Source organism: Streptomyces lycii, from assembly GCF_009735685.1.
In the GTDB taxonomy this organism is placed as follows: domain Bacteria; phylum Actinomycetota; class Actinomycetes; order Streptomycetales; family Streptomycetaceae; genus Streptomyces; species Streptomyces lycii.
This window is the reverse complement of the sequence record NZ_WHPN01000370.1, coordinates 1-15,355: the sequence shown is the minus strand read 5'-3', so window position 1 is coordinate 15,355 and position 15,355 is coordinate 1. Positions and strand designations below refer to the sequence as shown.

Sequence of the window (15,355 nt, the reverse complement as noted above, 5' to 3'; positions counted from 1 at the left end):
CACCGCCGAGAGCCGTGTCTCGGAAGGTGTGTGGGACGCCTGAGGCGCCTGAGGGACGTGTGCGAGGCCTTGGGGCGCGGGCCGCCTTGGGGCGCGGGCCGGGGCACGGACGCCCGACGGATTCGCCGTGCGACCGTGCGGTGGGCCCGCTCGCGCCTTTCGGAACAATCCGCCGAAAGGCGCGCCCTCTGGTCGAAAGGCGCGCCCTTCGGACGAGGCGGCGAAAGACGTGTTCCGCGGAAGCCGTGCGTTCCGCGGAAGACGTGCCCCGGTGCCGAGGCCGGTCAGTCCGCCGGCTCGTCCGGGTCCGGCTGTTCGGGGTTCACGGTCGGCTCCCGTTCGGTGCCGCGCTTCCCCGTCCCGGCCTCGTCCGGGTCCGGCAGGTCCTCCGCCGTGCCGCCGGACTCCTCCTCCTGCACATCGGGACGGCCGCCCTCCCAGCGGTCGGGTTCGTCGCCCCGGCCACCGGCCTGCTGGTCCGGCAGATCTCTCGGGATGCCGGCCCCGTTCGCCGCGGGTCCGTCCGAGCGCCGCTCTGCCATGGCTGGGGTCCTTCCTGGGATACGTCGTCGTGCCCGCGGCGGGTACCCCTGGCGCCGGTCCCCATGCGGCCGGCGGAGGTCAGGCCCGGGCGCGGGAGAGCACGCCCCGGTCCCGCCGCCGCAGCTGGCGCCGCTCGGACTCGGTACGGCCGCCCCAGACCCCGGACTCCTGTCCGACCTCCATCGCCCACTCCAGGCACTGCCGGGCCACCGGGCAGTCGGCGCAGACGGCCTTGGCCGCCTCCTCCTGCCGAAGGGCGGGGCCGGTCGTCCCGATGGGGAAGAAGAGGTCGGGGTCCGCGTCTCGGCATGCCGCGCGCTGACGCCAGTCCATGGGTACCACTCCGTCGGGTCGTCTCGTCCGGTCCGCACGCACAAGTGTTTGCGCGCAAGGGGGTTGGGGTCTCACTGAACGCGCGGGTACCCGTGCAATCCGTGTCGACTCGTCGTACCGGCCGCCGACTTGCGGGAGACGCCAGGCACACTGGAGACATGACGACCGGCGCACCGCACCGACACGAACCGCTCCCCGGCCCCGGGCAGGGGTCCACCGCCACCCGCCCGCGCCGCCGCCGAAGCCTGCTGCCGCTGGGACTCGTGGCCTGGCTGGTGCTGGAGATCTGGCTGCTGACCGTGGTGGCCGACGCCTTCGGCGTGCTCACCGTGCTGTTGCTGCTGGTCGCGGGCGCGCTGCTGGGCGGCTACGCCGTCAAGCGCGCGGGCCGCAGGGCCTGGCAGGGCCTCACGGAGAGCCTGCAGCAGGGCGTGCCGCCGGGCACCCCGCCGGCCGAGGGCAGCAAGGCGTCCGGCAACACGCTGCCGATGCTGGGCGGGCTGCTGCTGATGCTGCCGGGGCTGGTCTCGGACGTGGCCGGGCTGCTCTGCCTGTTCCCGCCGGCCAGGGCGCTGCTGCGGCGCTCGGCGGAGCGCTCGCTGAACCGTCGGATGGCGGCGGCACGGCCCGGGACGGTCGAGGACGCGTTCCGGCAGGCGCGCATGCACCGCCCGGACGGCAAGGTCGTCCAGGGCGAGGTGATCCGTGAGGACGGCGCCCCGGGCCCGGGGAACGCCGGACCGGCGCACCGGACGGGGGAGAGCGCCGGGAACGAAGCGGGGGAGGACCCGTCGCGCTGACCAGGACGCGTCCCGGGCGGCGGGGTCACCGGCACAGCCGGTCGGCCGGGACAGCGGTTCGGCCCCGGGCCCGGGCGCTGCTGCGGTGAGGTCCGGGCCGCCGCGCCCCGGCACGTACGGCCCGGGGCCCGATGGCCGGCCACGCGAACGGCGTGACGTACGTGCGGGGCGCGAGGGCAGAGGCATGTGCGTCTGAGGTGCCCGGAGGCGTGAGATGTGCCGGGTCGGGGCACCGGGGCGCCTGCGGGATGTGGGGTGCCGTGCGGGTTGTGAGGTGCCCGCGGGAGGAGGCCGCGCGGCTCATGGCGCCCGTCAGCGCGCCGGGCCGCCCGTCAGCGCCAGGCCCGCCCGTCAGGGCCGGCCGGACCTCGGCGCGAGCCGGTCCCGCGTCGGCCGGTGCAGGCGGGAAGGCAAAGACGCCGGCCCGAGGCACGCGGAAGACCCGGACCACCCTCGGTGGCCCGGGTCTGCCGCGTTGTGCGGGCGCTCCGCGGCGCGTCGTACGCGTCCCGGGGCGCCGACCGCCGTCAGGCGGACTTGCGGTTGTCCCGCGGATGCACGGCGATGTTCATGGCGCCGGAGCGCAGGACGGCCAGCCGCTCGGCGAGCACTTCCTCCAGCTCCTCGCGGGTGCGCCGCTCCATGAGCATGTCCCAGTGCGTGCGCGCGGGCTTGCCCTTCTTCTCCTCAGGGCCCTCGCCGTCAACAAGGAGTGCCTGGGCCCCACAGACCTTGCACTCCCACTCCGGCGGAATCTCCGCCTCCACCGAGAACGGCATCTCGAATCGATGGCCGTTCTGGCATGCGTACTCCACCGCCTGGCGCGGGGCCAGGTCGATGCCGCGGTCGGTCTCGTAGCTGGTCACCACAAGTCGCGTGCCGCGAAGAGCTCGCTCACTCATGAATTGTGCCTCCCGGGCTTGTCGCCCACAGGACAGGTGTCGCTGTCGTCGTCATCCGGTCAACGTCCGGTCCGCGGTAAAGATTCCCGTTGCGGGACATGCGCCGCCCGTCGTGCCGCCGCTTCTTCGGATATTGCCGTACCCACCGTCGCCCGGTTTGTCACATCTGGCAGGAGATGTCACCCAGTGTTTCTCCTGCTTCTCCGTGCAGTAACGGTCCGCCCGGTAGGCCAAGGGCGTACACTACCGGCCTTCGCGCCAGGATCTAAATCCGGTCCGGTACGGCGTTGCCCGCCGCCGCCACCGCGCGCCTCACCGGCAGCCGTGCCAGCAGGACGAAACCGAGCGCGAAGAACACGACGAGCGAGATGATGGCGTCCCGGTAGCTGCCGGTCAGCTGGTAGGTCAGACCGAACAGCAGCGGACCCAGCCAGCTTGTTCCCCGGTCGCTCAGCTCGTATGCCGAGAAGTACTCCGCCTCCTTGCCGCGCGGCACCAGATGGGAGAAGAGCGAGCGGGACAGCGCCTGGCTGCCGCCCAGCACCAGGCCGATCGCCGCCGCCAGCGCGAAGAACCACCCGGGCGCGCCGGCCGGCAGGAAATAGCCCGCGCCGACCGTCAGCGTCCAGGCGGCCAGCGAGCCCAGGATGGTGCGCTTGGTGCCGAACCGCAGAGCCAGCCGTCCCATGCCCAGCGCGCCGCCCACCGCGAGCAGCTGCACCAGCAGGATCGCGGTGATCAGCGTCGTCTGGTCCAGGCCCAGCTCCTCCGAGCCGTACACCGAGGCCTGCGAGATGACGGTCTGCACGCCGTCGTTGTAGAGCAGGTACGCCGCCAGGAACAGCAGGGTCAGCGGGCGCCGCCGCATGTCCCGCAGCGTCTCCGCCAGCTGCCGCCATCCCTGGCCCGGCAGGCCGGACCGGCCTCCCGCCGTCGTCTGCGCCGCGGTGGGCCGGTCCCGCAGCCGGCGCAGCGGAATGATCGTGAACAGGCCCCACCACAGGCCGGCCGACGCCAGGCAGATCCGCACCGCGGTGCCCTCGGAGACGCCGAACGAGGCGTGCCCCGAGTAGAGGACCAGGTTCGCGACGAGCACCAGCGCGCCCGCCGCGTAGCCGAAGGCCCAGCCGCGCGAGGACACCGCGTCCCGCTCGGCCGGCGTCGCTATCTGCGGCAGGAAGGCGTTGTAGAGCACCGAGGCGACCGCGAACGAGGCGTTGGCCGCGACCAGCAGCGCGCCGCCCAGCAGATAGCGGTCGCCGGACAGGAAGAACATCCCGGTGGTGGCCGCGGCGCCCAGATAGGCGAAGAGGCCCAGCAGCGGCTTCTTCCGGCCGGTGCGGTCGGCGATCGCCGCGGCCAGCGGCATCACCAGGACGGACACCAGCACCGACAGGGAGACCGCGTACGCGAAGAAGGACCCGGCCCGTACCGGGATGCCCAGCGGGTGCACGAAGCCGTCCGGTCCGGCCGCGGCCTTCGCGACCTCCGTCAGATACGGCCCGAGGAAGACGGTGAGCACACTGGTGGAGAAGACGGAGTTCGCCCAGTCTGCCCGGCCCGTCGGCCCCGCCCCAGAGCCGCAGGAAGAACTGCGACAGCGGGCCGATGGCCAGGGCGTACGCGACGGTGCCCGCGCCGACCGTGCCGCCGAGCAGCCAGCCGGTGGTGAGCACGGTCAGCTCGATCCCGGTGCGCACCAGCCGCACCGAACGGCCCGTCCGCAGATGCAGTCCCGTCATCAGCCCGTCCCGCGGGCCGGTGCCGAAGCGGGCCGCGATGTACAGGCCGGTCGCCGCCCCGTTCAGCACGATCGCGAAGGCGAGCAGCGGGACCCGGACCGCCATGGCGCCGGCCTGCGGCACCACGGCGAGGGTCGCGTCCATCGCCAGGCCGATCACCACGACGTTCGACACGGTGCCGAGGCCCGGGCGCTGCCGCAGCGGCAGCCAGAGCAGCAGCACCACCGCTCCGGTGACGATCGAGACCGTGCCGATGGAGAGCCCGGTGCGTCCGGCGACCCCCTGGTGGAAGACGTCCCACGGATTGGTTCCGAGATGGGCGCGCAGCATGAGGGCCGTACTCGCGCCGTACAGGACCAGGCCCGCGTAGAGCTGGACGAGGCGGCGGACCAGGCCGGGGCCGCCGCCGGGCAGAGAGCCGCTCAATATGGACAATTCACTCTCCAGGCTGGTGATGGTGGACTGCTTCGTGGCACTCTGTGGCCTGTAAGGCACTCGTTTCCATGGCCAATCACGAGAAGGTGGACCGATCTGATGAGCCAGTGGACGTCGGCCGTGGGAGCCGCCCAACTCGCCCGGCTGCTCCGTTCCCAGAGCGCGGCCGACCCCGCGGGCGGCCGTCGCGCGCCGGCCTACCGCGCCCTGGCCGACGGCATACGGCTGCTCGTGCACGAGGGCCGGATCCCCGTCGCCGCCCGGCTGCCCGCCGAGCGGGAGATGGCGGCGGCCCTCGGGCTGAGCCGCACCACCGTCGCGTCCGCCTACGAGGCGCTGCGCACCGAGGGCTTCCTGGAGTCCCGGCGCGGCGCGGGCAGTTGGACCGCCGTCCCGGCGGGCAGCCCGCTGCCCACCCGCGGTCTGGACCCGCTGCCGCCCGACGCGGCCGACACCATGATCGACCTTGGGTGCGCCGCGCTGCCCGCGCCCGAGCCGTGGCTCACCCGCTCCGTCGAGGGCGCCCTCGCCGAACTCCCGCCGTACGCCCACACGCACGGCGACTATCCGGCCGGGCTGCCCGACCTGCGCCAGGTGATCGCCGACCGCTACACCGGGCGCGGCATCCCCACCATGCCCGAACAGATCATGGTGACCACCGGGGCCATGGGCGCGGTGGCCGCCACCTGCCATCTCTTCGCCGGGCAGGGGGAACGCGTCGCCGTCGAGTCGCCCTCGTACGCCAACGTGCTGCAGCTGATGCGCGAGGCCGGTGCCCGCCTGGTGCCCGTCGCGATGGCCGAGGGGCTCGCGGGCTGGGACATCCCCGCCTGGCGCCAGGTGCTGCGCGACGCCGCGCCGCGCATGGCGTACGTCGTGGCCGACTTCCACAATCCGACCGGTGCCGTCGCGGACGAGGACCAGCGGCGCCGGCTGGTCGCGGCGGCGCGCGCCGCGGGCACGGTGCTGGTCGTCGACGAGACCATGGCCGATCTGCGGTTCGACCCGGTTCCGGAACCCCCGCGCCCGGTGGCGGCGTTCGACCCGGCGGGCAGCACGGTCGTCACCGTCGGCTCGGCGAGCAAGGCGTTCTGGGCGGGCATGCGCATCGGCTGGGTGCGCGCCGCGCCCGAGATCATCCGCTCGCTCGTCGCCGCCCGCGCGTACGCGGACCTGGGCTCGCCCGTGCTCGAACAGCTCTCGGTGAGCTGGCTGATGCGCACCGGCGGCTGGGACGCGGCCGTCGAACTGCGCCGCGCCCAGGCCCGTGACAACCGGGACGCGCTCGTCGCGGCCGTACGGCGGCATCTGCCCGACTGGGAGTTCGAGGTCCCGCACGGCGGGCTCACGCTGTGGACGCGCACCGGCGGCCTGTCCGGCTCCCGGATCGCGGAGGCCGGCGTCCCGCTGGGGGTCCGGGTGCCGTCGGGGCCGCGGTTCGGGGTGGACGGGGCGTTCGAGGGCTACGTACGGCTGCCGTTCACGGTCGGCGGCGCGCTCGCGGAGACGGCGGCGGCACGGCTGGCCGCAGCGGCACAGCGGGTCGCGGCCGGCGCGCCGCTGGTGGGCGACCACACGCGCACGCTCGTCGCCTGAGGCAGCAGGGACCCCTGAGCCCGGCGGGTGTCACTGCGCCCCCGGGCAGCCCGCGCTACTCGAGCCGCCCGGGCTGCTTCGGCTCCCCGCGCCGCTTGTGCGCTTGAGTCCCCCAGTTGTTCCGACTCTCTGCGCTGCTCGGGCCGGCTGCGCAGCTTGAGCCGCCTGCGCTGCTCGGGTCGCTTGCGCCGCTCGGAACTCCGGAGCCGCGCCTTCCGGCTCCGGGCTTCCGGTTTCCGCTTCCGGCTCCGCGCGCCGGGCGGGCCGTCATGTGCGCCGGCTCCGTCGTCCCGTGTCGTCCGCGCCGTGCGCGCCGACCGTGTCGTCCCCGCTGACCCCTCTGACCCAGATGACCGCGCTGACCCAGCTGACCGCGTTGTCCGCGCTGACCGCGCCGTCCGCGCCGGTCCCGCCGCCGAGTCGGCCCTTCCGGCCCACCGCCCCGGGCCCCGTCACCTGTCGGCGGACGCGGCCGGAGCCGGTTCCGGCAGCAGGGCGAGCACGGCCTCCCGCCGGAAGGCCGGTGCCTCCTCGTCGGCGGGGTCGGGCGTCGCCGGGACCTGGAGCCGGTGCACCGGTCCCGGCCCCAGCCGCGCGTAGCCCCGCCCCGGCGGGAAGTCCGGCGTGGGCGTCGTGTTCGGCGGAGCCCCCAGCACCGCCCGGACCTGCTCGGAGGAGTACGCGCCGAGCACCACCCGGGCAGGCGTGAGGGTGCGCACCGCCTCGCTCAGCGACTCCGCCGTCTCGAACTGGTCGGCCACGACCACCGTCACCTGCGCGGCCCGCCCGTGCCGGAGCGGCACCCGCAGCAGATCCTGCGGGTCGTGCCGCTCCTCGGAGGCAGCGAGCTGGGTGAGTACGGCCGGGCGGTCGAGCAGGATCCACAGCGGCCGCCGGACGTCCTCCGGCACCGGCTGCCCGAGGCCCTGCGCCTCCTGCGCCGCGATCAGCCGCCGTTCCGTCTCGTGCGCCGCCCATTCCAGCGCGGCGAGTGCGCCGGTGAGGCCGCACTCCACGGAGAGCACCCCGGGGCGGCCGTTCAGGAACGCGTATTCGCCGGTGCCGCCGCCGTCCACGACCAGCACGTCGCCGTCGCGCAGCGCCTGCAGGGCCACCGACCGCAGCAGGGTCGTCGTGCCGCTGCCCGGCCTGCCGAGGGCGATCAGGTGCGGCGCGGTGGAGCGGGGGCCGGTCCGCCACACCACGGGCGGCTCGTCGCGCGGTTCCGTACCGTCCTCGCCGCCGTACACCGGAAGAGTCCGCCGGACGCCGCTGCTGTGGTCGGTGAAGCCGAGGACCGTCTCGCCGGGGGAGGTGACGAAGGGCTGCGCGCCGATGTCGGCGGGAAGCGCGGGCAGCACCGTCATCTCCAGGACATTGGCCTCCTCGTCCCAGCCGAACAGATACTCCCGCCCGCGCCCGCACTTCGCCCGCAGCACCTGCTCGATCCGCTCCCGGGACGCGGCCTCGCCGTCGGGGTAGTACGGCGGGTAGCGCAGCTCCAGCCGCTCAGGCCGGCCGGCCGGGTCGAACGCGTGGGCGACGAAGGCGGCTTCCGGGGCACCGCCGTGCACGTACAGCGGGTCGGGGTCGTCCGGGACGGAGAAGTACGGCACGAGCGCCTCGTACACGGCGTGCAGCCGGGCGCGCTCCGCCTCGCTCGGGCCTGTCTCCCGGGTGGCGGAGTCCCGCCCCGCCCAGGCCGCCGCGGCCGTCAGGAGGGCCACGGCGGCCAGGGGCCCGTACGGGACGAGAGCCACCGCGAGGGCGCCCACGGCGCCGAGGGCCACCACGGGGCCGCGCCGTTCCCGCGGCGTCGCCGACCACCGCTGCCGGCCTGCGGCGGCGAGCCGCCGCAGGCCGCGGCAGACGACGATCAGCGGGTGCAGCGTCTCGGTGGCGGTGTCGTTGGCCGTGCGCAGGAGTTCCCGGCCCCGTTCGAGGGGCCGGCTCATGACGAGCGGCGGGTGCGGCGGGCGGAAACGGGACAGTCGCCGGGACACGTCGTCTCCTGCGGGTCGGGAGCTGCGATGGCGCGGGCGCCCGTCAGAACTGGATGCCGCCCAGCAGGCTCGCCAGGCTCTCGCCGCCCGCCTTGATGCTCGGGGCGAGCGCCGTGCCCGCGAGGTAGAAGCCGAACAGGGCGCAGACCAGGGCGTGGGAGACCTTGAGTCCGTCCTTCCGGGAGAAGAGGAAGACGATGATGCCGAGCAGGACGACGCCCGAGATGGACAGGATCATGAGTTACTCCTGGGTGGGGGACGATCACCGCGAGTGGTTCCAGGTTCACACCATGTGTCCGTTTCCGTTAAGGCGCAAATGAGTGATTTGTCGCACCGGCTGCCGGGGTCCCGCGCGCAGAGGCCGGCGGGCACCGGCATCCGGCCGAGGCGGCGGAGGACGGGGATGCCGTTGCGGCGTGCCGCTCCGGGGCGGGCGCGTGCCGCTGCGATCCTTACGGTGCCCGCCGCCGCACAGGGCGCGCCGACGCGGCAGTAGGCTGGCGAATCACTCGTACGGGCGCGGACCGGAAAGGGCGGAAGAACGGACATGAGTGCTCCGGAAGCGGGAGACCCCGCCGGTCGGACGCAGGGGCCGATCGACGACGAGGTGATCGAACTCGCGGGGAAGGTCTTCGACCTCGCCCGCGCCGGTGACGCGGCCGCTCTGGCCGCCTATGTCGACGCCGGAGTCCCGGCCAACCTCACCAACGACAAGGGCGACACGTTGGTGATGCTCGCCGCCTACCACGGTCACGCGGCGGCGGTGGAGGCCCTGCTCGCCCGCGGCGCCGAGCCCGACCGGGCCAACGACCGGGGGCAGACCCCGCTCGCCGGCGCCGTCTTCAAGGGCGAGGACGACGTCGTACGCGCGCTGCTCGCGGGCGGCGCCGACCCGTCCGCCGGCACCCCGTCGGCGCTCGACACCGCCCGCATGTTCCAGAAGACCGAACTGCTGGAACTGTTCGGCGAGGGCTGAGCCCCGCGGGTCCGCCCGCCGCGGTCCGGGTGCGCCGCGCTCCCGTCACCAGGAATCCGGTGGCGCGGGGCTGCGAGAGCGCCCGTGGCGGTGAAAGCGCTTCCTCCGGTGGTGTTCCCGGTGGGGCGGTCACCCCTGCCGCACATCGACGGCGGCCGGGCGCCCCGTCCGGCCGGCCGTCCCGCGCGCGGTGCTCCCGCCCGGACGCTTCCCCCGAGCCCCCCGAACGCGCACCGCGCCGAGGCCCGGGGGAGCGTCGGCCGCGCTGAGCCGGCTGCTCCCGGACGGTGCCGAACGGCCCGGGGCCCGCGTCTGAACGCGTGTATCAGCGCTGGTCCGTGCCGTCCGGTCCGCTCCGGTCCGCCAGGGGCACACAGGCTGCGGCCCGCTCCGCGGCTGCCTCGGCAGTCGTGTGCGGTTTGGCCGGCCTGACCGCTTCCCGGGGCCGCCCCGGCGCTAAAGTCCACACATCGAGCACGATATTCCTTGCCTCTTCCGCGGTGGAATCACTCGCCTTCCGGTCTGAATACCCCTCTGCGCAAAGGCCCTTGACGGCAATTCACCGCGCGGATATTCTCCCGAAATTAAGAAAGCGCTTTCTCCCGCGGGTGCCGACACCCTCGAATCCCGTGGACGAGACAACTGGCCGGCGTTACGCCGCGCGTTTCCGGAATTCCCTGTGACCCGGCAACACCCCCGGCCGGCCACCGGCCGGCCGATGCCACGCCGGACGGCCGGCCCGCACGAGGGCCGCCTGCCCGCACGCGGGCTGCCGTCCCGCACCGCCGTCGGTGCGGGACGGCTCGGCCCCCGGCGGAAGCCAACGAGTGAGCACCCCCCACACCGAGGAGAAACCATGCGATCCCCACACCGCCGCATCCCCAGCGGCCGCCGCCGGGCGCTGCTGGCCGCCGTGTTCGCCGGGGCCCTGGCCACCACCGGCTTGACGGCGTTCGCCCAGGCGTCCGACTCCGCCGGTCCCGCGTCGGAGCCCGCGCAGGCGGCGTCCGCGGCGGACACCCTCGCGGCCGAGTGGCCGCAGGCCACCGACGAGGTGGTCGTCAACGAGACCATCGAGGTGGACGGCGCCTTCGACGGCGGGAACGTGCGGTACGTACCCGGCCCCGAACTCGGTGACGGCGGCCAGGACGAGGACCAGCTGCCGGTCTTCAAGGTCGCCGAGGGCGGCAGCCTGAGCAATGTCATCATCGGCTCGCCCGGCGTCGACGGCGTGCACTGCCAGGGCAGTTGCACCCTGGAGAGCGTCTGGTGGGAGGACATCGGCGAGGACGCGGCCACCTTCCGCGGCGGCGACGGCTCGCAGTTCCTGGTCAGCGGAGGCGCGGCCCGCGGCAGCGACGACAAGGTGTTCCAGCACAACGGCGGCGGCACCCTGACCGTGCGGGACTTCGCGGCCGAGGACTTCTCCACCCTGGTCCGCTCCTGTGGCAACTGCTCCAGCCAGTACGAGCGGACCATCGTGATCGAGAACGTCGAGGTCACCGCCCCGGCCAACCGGCTGGCGGGAATCAACGAGAACTACGGCGACTCCGCCACGTTCCGGAACGTCACGATCATCGGTGACGACGACCGCGAGATCGTGCCCTGCCAGAAGTACATCGGCAACGACTCGGGGGACGAGCCCGAGGAGACCGGAACCGACGCCGACGGCACCCACTGCCGCTACTCGGAATCGGACATCACCTACCAGTAAGAAGTGCCGGCCGGTGTCCGGACCGCCGGTACCGCACCGGCCCACGGAGGACCGGAGCATCCCCCGGCAGCAGCCGGCCCCCGCTTCCACCGGAAAGCGGGGGCCGGCGCCTGCGGGCACGCCCGTGCCGCGGGACGGCCGTGCCCCGTCCGCCGCGCCCGCCCCGTCCGCCGCGCCCGCTCCGTCCGCCCGCGCCCGCTCCGTGCGGGCCCCGTACGGAAGCCCCGTGCGAGCCCGGTCGACGAGCCCCGTACGAGCCCTCCGTACGGGGCTTTCCCGCGGGGCTATGAGGAAGATCACAGCGGTGGTTCGCCGGGCCGGCGCAACCTGCCGGCGGGCCCGCCGGTCACCTGGGCACCCGTGTTCAGCTGCTGTGGAAGGGATCCATGAAGCTTCATCGCACTCTGTCGGCCGCCGCCGCCATCGCCGCCGTCGGCTCCGTGTCACTGCTCGCCTCTCCTGTCGCGCACGCGCAGGGGGACACGCCCGCAACCGGCAGCGCCGCCTCCGTGTCGGCCACCGCCGAGCCGTCCGTCACGAGCGGCGCCCCAGGTGAGGAGGGGTCCACGGCCTCCGAACGGCCGGACGACGGGGCGACCGCTCCGGAGAGAACCGGGGCGAAGCCCTCGGCGGCGACGACACCGAGCGGCACGCCCTCCCCGACGTACACCCGTCCCGACTTCTGTTCCGGCATTCCGGAGGAGGACCGGGGCAAGACGGAACTGCGCGGCCTGCCGAGCGAGATCGTCGCCGGATCCGGGTGGCACGAGTTCACCTACCGCGTCAGCAACGTCTCCACGGTCAAACTGATGGAGACCGACGTCACCCTCTACCTCGGCACCGCCGACCCGGACATCGACGACGTCTCCGAACTCTCCGTCACCGTCGAGTGGTTCAACCCGGGGAGCGGCGCCTGGACGCCCGTCGAGGGCGAAGGCGCGGAGTGGGACGACAACCAGGACTTCGCGACCGTGGGCGCCCTCGAACCGGGCGAGTACGCGGACGCCCGGATGCGCATCCGGATCGCCGGGGACGCCAAGGCGGGCGGGGGCTACTTCTTCACCACGGGACACTCGTACGGCGAGGACGGCCAGTGCGGCTACGACGAGATCAGCCAGTTCGACTTCACCGTCCTGCCCGCGGGCAGTGAGCCCGGCGACGTCGAGGAAGCCGAGGGCAAGCCGAGCACCGGCGGCGGGGCCGGACCCGGCAGGGGCCCGGCCGAGGGAGGCAAGGGCGGCCACGCCCCGCAGGGCGGCCTCGCCGAACTGCCGGTCAGCGGCAAGCTGGCCCAGACCGGCGCGTCCGGCGCCCTGCCGGCCACGGCGGCCATCGGCGGCGCCGCGGTCCTCGCGGGCGCGGGCGCCGTCTTCCTGGTTCGCCGCCGCCGGGCCGCGACGGGGGAGTGACCGAAGGTCATATGAAGGGGCCCGCACCGCCGTACCGGGTGCGGGCCCTTTCGCATGCCTGCCGCACGCCCGGACGCGGACGGGCGGGCGGCTCCCGGCCGACCCCGGCCGCCGCCTGCGACGTCCCGGCTCCCCGCCCCGCCCCGACCATCCCGCCACGGGCCGCCCGCAACGCCCCGCCCCGCCCCGGCCGCCCCGGTCCCCTCCCGGCTGCCCGGCCCGCGTCCCGGCCGTCCCGGCGCCCTAACCGCCCTGACCGCCCTGACCCTGACCGGTCGGCAACGGGCCGTGCTGGTTGCCGAGTTCCTGCGGTGGCGCGCCGACCTGGTCGCCGAAGAACTGCCAGATCGTGACCAGCGCGATGACCTGCGCCAGCACCGACGCCATCTGGAGCGAGAACGCCCGCATCTGGTAGACCGACAAGAGCAGACCGAGCCCGCTCTGCCAGTACCTCCGTTCCCCCCGGAACGTGGCCAGGTCCATCCCGATCCCGGTCACGGACAGGACCAGCAGCATCGCGCTGACATATAGCGCGAGGGTGTACTGGCTCTCTCCCGTCAGCAGATTGCCCACCGCGTCCGCCCCGACGGGCACCGCGTACGCCGCGGCCACCGGCAGGGCCTTCACCAGTCCCCGGCGCCCCGGGAGCCGCCGCCAGAGAACCCCCAGCACGAAGCCGGCGCCCGCCCAGCCGATCTCCCAGTAGAGAATCGCCGCGACCATGTCCGGGATCCCGAAGCCGTAATCGAGCGTGCCCGTCAGGAACTCGCCCCGGAGCATGTCGGCCCAGACCAGCAGCCCGGTCGCCGGCAGCCCCCAGAGCGCAGCCCGCGCCGCGGCGTGACGCCCGTTCCCCCACCAGGTGGCGCGCGGGCCCCAGGCCAGGGCGGCGTCGACGACGGACACGGCACCCGGCAACCGGTCGGCCCGGCCCGACGGGGCGTTCCAGTGGTGCATGCCGCGCAGTTCGCGTTCGAACGCGCGCCGGCTGTGGGCCTCGTCGTCGGACTGGCCCTGGTCCAGCCGGCGCAACTGGGCGTGTATCTCCCGGAACCGCCGGGCGCGGTCGAGCAGTTTGACCCGGTCGGCCTCACCGATGGCTGCCCCGAGGGGGACGCCGGAGCGTTCGAGGGGCTGCTCCAGCACCGCCCGGCGCCTGCCGGACGCGACGGCCAGGTGCAGTGCGCCCATGGTGACCGGCAGCCAGAGCCAGGTGAGGGCCCCGTTGGCGGTGAACCAGCCGAAGGAACCGACGACCCCGAGCGGGAAGAAGACGAGGACCCACCAGTGGTCCGGCCCCTCGGGAGCGATCGGTGAGCTGCCGGGGCGGTGCGCCCGCGCGCGCAGCAGCGCGAGCAGGGCGAGGGTGGCGGGGAGCCACCAGAAGGCGTTGAACCACCAGTTCTGGGCGTTCGGCGTGAACCAGCCGATCTCGTTCATCGCGTCCGCGAGGTGCGCCATGCCGTAGTACGCGTCGGTCCGGTCGCTCGGCCAGGAGGTACGGAGCCAGTCGCGTTCCGTCGCGGTGGCGTACGACGCCCCCACGCCGAGCGCGGCGAGGGCGACGAGGGGACCGGCCACGCGCAGCCGCAGCCGGCGGGGCCCGGGCGGACCGCCCGGCACCCGGGGCGGGCGGTCACCCAGCAGGCCGCAGTCCCGGGCCGGCCGCCAGACCGCAGCGGTGACGCCGAGAAACCCGAGGCACAGCAGACACCAGGCGGCGGCCGCCAGCGCGGCGCCCGCGCCGTACGAGGTGTTCCCGGGCACGTCGAACCCCTCGTCCAGGCCGAACGATCCGGGGCTGACGAGCACCGCGAGCGGCAGCGCGCACAGCAGCAGGCCCGCCGCCAGGACCGTGCGCCGCGGCCGGCCGAGCAGCAGCAGGGTCAGGCCGACGGCCCCGGTGGTGGCCAGGCTGATCAGCGGTTCGTGGCCGACGTCGACGGAGGGCAGATGGAAGAAGACGTCGTCACCGTCGACGATCCGCAGCAGCAGGAAAGTGCACCAGACCGTCACCACGAGGTTCCGCAGGGCCCGGGACTCCGCCGGGGCCCCGGCGCCGCTCCCGCGGGTGCGGCGCGCCCCGTACAGCACGGCGGCCAGCAGACCGATGTCCCAGAGGAGTTCACCGGCGTAACTGGCGTTGAAGAACAGCTGGTCGTTGTACCGGGCCGCCCAGGAACGCTGCCAGGCGGGCTTCACCACGACCCGCACGGCCGGTGCCTCCGCCCGGCCGTCCGGCGGCTCCCAGACCAGGGTGGTGCCGCCCTCGCCCCGGGCCGGCGGGGGGCTCGCGGTCTCGGCGCCCGGGGCCCCGGGGTCGACGGTGACCCGCTTCCAGTCCGCCCGGCCGAGCGCGGGGGAGGGGGTGAAGCGGATCTCCCAGCGGGTGGCGCCCGCGGTGAGCTGCCAGGGGCCGACGGGCCGCGGGCCGCCGCTGTCGACCCAGGTGTAGGCCGGCACCTCGACGTCGATGCCGTCGCGGCCGGGAGTGACCCGGGGCAGTCCCTCACGCCGCTCGGACCACCGGTCGGTGTGCGACTCGGGGCCCCGGGTCAGACAGCGGACGGCCCGGCGGTACTCCTCGGACTCCTCGCCCATGAGGAGCCCGGACGCGTACGGCCAGCCGGACGGGACACGCACCTTCAGCCGGGTGGTGACCTTGGTGTGGGTACGGTTCCGGTGGTCCAGGCTGATGGAGGCCTCGGCCCGCTCCCCGGCGAGCCACGCGCTGTGGCACGGATCGCCCGCCCCGCCGTCGGCCCGCGCCGCCCCGGCGCCGGCCAGCAGGGACAGCAGTACCGACAGCAGCACCCAGCACGCCCTCAACGGTCCTCCCCCGCCGCCGTTCCGCACCCCATGATGACCCGTGATCCACTCCCGCGTCAGCGGAATGCCGGGC

11 protein-coding genes and 2 pseudogenes are annotated in these 15,355 nt (G+C 74.4%); 5 read left to right on the top strand and 8 right to left on the bottom strand.

Annotated elements, in window-relative coordinates; genetic code table 11:
• Positions 1 to 284: 284 nt before the first annotated feature.
• Together GCU69_RS24895 and GCU69_RS24890 are read right to left on the bottom strand one after the other, a co-directional pair.
• Positions 285 to 542, bottom strand: coding sequence for a hypothetical protein (locus GCU69_RS24895; RefSeq protein ID WP_098750737.1), 258 nt, complete (start codon positions 540 to 542; stop codon positions 285 to 287).
• A 79-nt stretch (positions 543 to 621) separates the two neighbouring features.
• Positions 622 to 876 carry a WhiB family transcriptional regulator gene (locus GCU69_RS24890; RefSeq protein ID WP_098750736.1) on the bottom strand — a complete coding sequence of 85 codons (255 nt, stop codon included), beginning with the start codon at positions 874 to 876 and terminating at the stop codon, positions 622 to 624.
• 158 nt (positions 877 to 1,034) lie between these two features.
• Between GCU69_RS24890 and fxsA the strand changes: the two genes are divergently transcribed.
• The gene (gene fxsA / locus GCU69_RS24885) at positions 1,035 to 1,676 is read left to right on the top strand and encodes an FxsA family membrane protein (RefSeq protein ID WP_156207230.1); all 642 of its coding nucleotides are present in this window, start codon (positions 1,035 to 1,037) and stop codon (positions 1,674 to 1,676) included.
• A 527-nt stretch (positions 1,677 to 2,203) separates the two neighbouring features.
• Here fxsA and GCU69_RS24880 read toward each other — a convergent pair.
• The 3 genes and pseudogenes from GCU69_RS24880 to yczE all read right to left on the bottom strand — a co-directional run.
• Positions 2,204 to 2,578 (bottom strand): RNA polymerase-binding protein RbpA, encoded by a 375-nt coding sequence (locus GCU69_RS24880; protein WP_098750734.1) that lies wholly within the window; start codon positions 2,576 to 2,578, stop codon positions 2,204 to 2,206.
• 265 nt (positions 2,579 to 2,843) lie between these two features.
• Positions 2,844 to 4,130, bottom strand: a pseudogene (locus GCU69_RS24875) (MFS transporter); the annotation flags it as partial.
• Between the two features lies 1 nt (position 4,131).
• A pseudogene (yczE, locus tag GCU69_RS34065) lies at positions 4,132 to 4,755 on the bottom strand (membrane protein YczE); the annotation flags it as partial.
• Between the two features lie 99 nt (positions 4,756 to 4,854).
• Here yczE and GCU69_RS24865 point away from each other — a divergent pair.
• The gene (locus GCU69_RS24865) at positions 4,855 to 6,351 is read left to right on the top strand and encodes an SCO1417 family PLP biosynthesis transcription factor (protein ID WP_156207228.1); all 1,497 of its coding nucleotides are present in this window, start codon (positions 4,855 to 4,857) and stop codon (positions 6,349 to 6,351) included.
• Positions 6,352 to 6,803: 452 nt separating this feature from the next.
• Here the strand turns inward: GCU69_RS24865 and GCU69_RS24860 are convergent, their stop codons facing one another.
• Positions 6,804 to 8,306 (bottom strand): hypothetical protein, encoded by a 1,503-nt coding sequence (locus GCU69_RS24860; RefSeq protein ID WP_156207234.1) that lies wholly within the window; start codon positions 8,304 to 8,306, stop codon positions 6,804 to 6,806.
• A 91-nt stretch (positions 8,307 to 8,397) separates the two neighbouring features.
• Entirely contained in the window at positions 8,398 to 8,592 is a 195-nt protein-coding gene (locus GCU69_RS24855; protein WP_098750730.1) for a hypothetical protein, read from the bottom strand.
• A gap of 309 nt (positions 8,593 to 8,901) precedes the next feature.
• Between GCU69_RS24855 and GCU69_RS24850 the strand changes: the two genes are divergently transcribed.
• The 3 genes from GCU69_RS24850 (at position 8,902) to GCU69_RS24840 (ending at position 12,453) form a co-directional block, all read left to right on the top strand.
• A complete protein-coding gene (locus tag GCU69_RS24850; protein ID WP_098750729.1) occupies positions 8,902 to 9,330 on the top strand; it encodes an ankyrin repeat domain-containing protein in 429 nt (142 codons plus the stop codon).
• A gap of 856 nt (positions 9,331 to 10,186) precedes the next feature.
• Positions 10,187 to 11,044 (top strand): pectate lyase, encoded by an 858-nt coding sequence (locus GCU69_RS24845; protein WP_156207227.1) that lies wholly within the window; start codon positions 10,187 to 10,189, stop codon positions 11,042 to 11,044.
• A 386-nt stretch (positions 11,045 to 11,430) separates the two neighbouring features.
• Complete coding sequence (locus tag GCU69_RS24840) at positions 11,431 to 12,453, top strand: LPXTG cell wall anchor domain-containing protein (protein ID WP_156207226.1); 1,023 nt, start codon at positions 11,431 to 11,433, stop codon at positions 12,451 to 12,453.
• Between the two features lie 243 nt (positions 12,454 to 12,696).
• On the opposite strand, the gene GCU69_RS24835 is transcribed toward GCU69_RS24840, so the two are convergent.
• Positions 12,697 to 15,355 (bottom strand): DUF6185 family protein (locus tag GCU69_RS24835; RefSeq protein ID WP_218037975.1); only part of this gene is annotated, 2,659 nt, incomplete at its 5' end.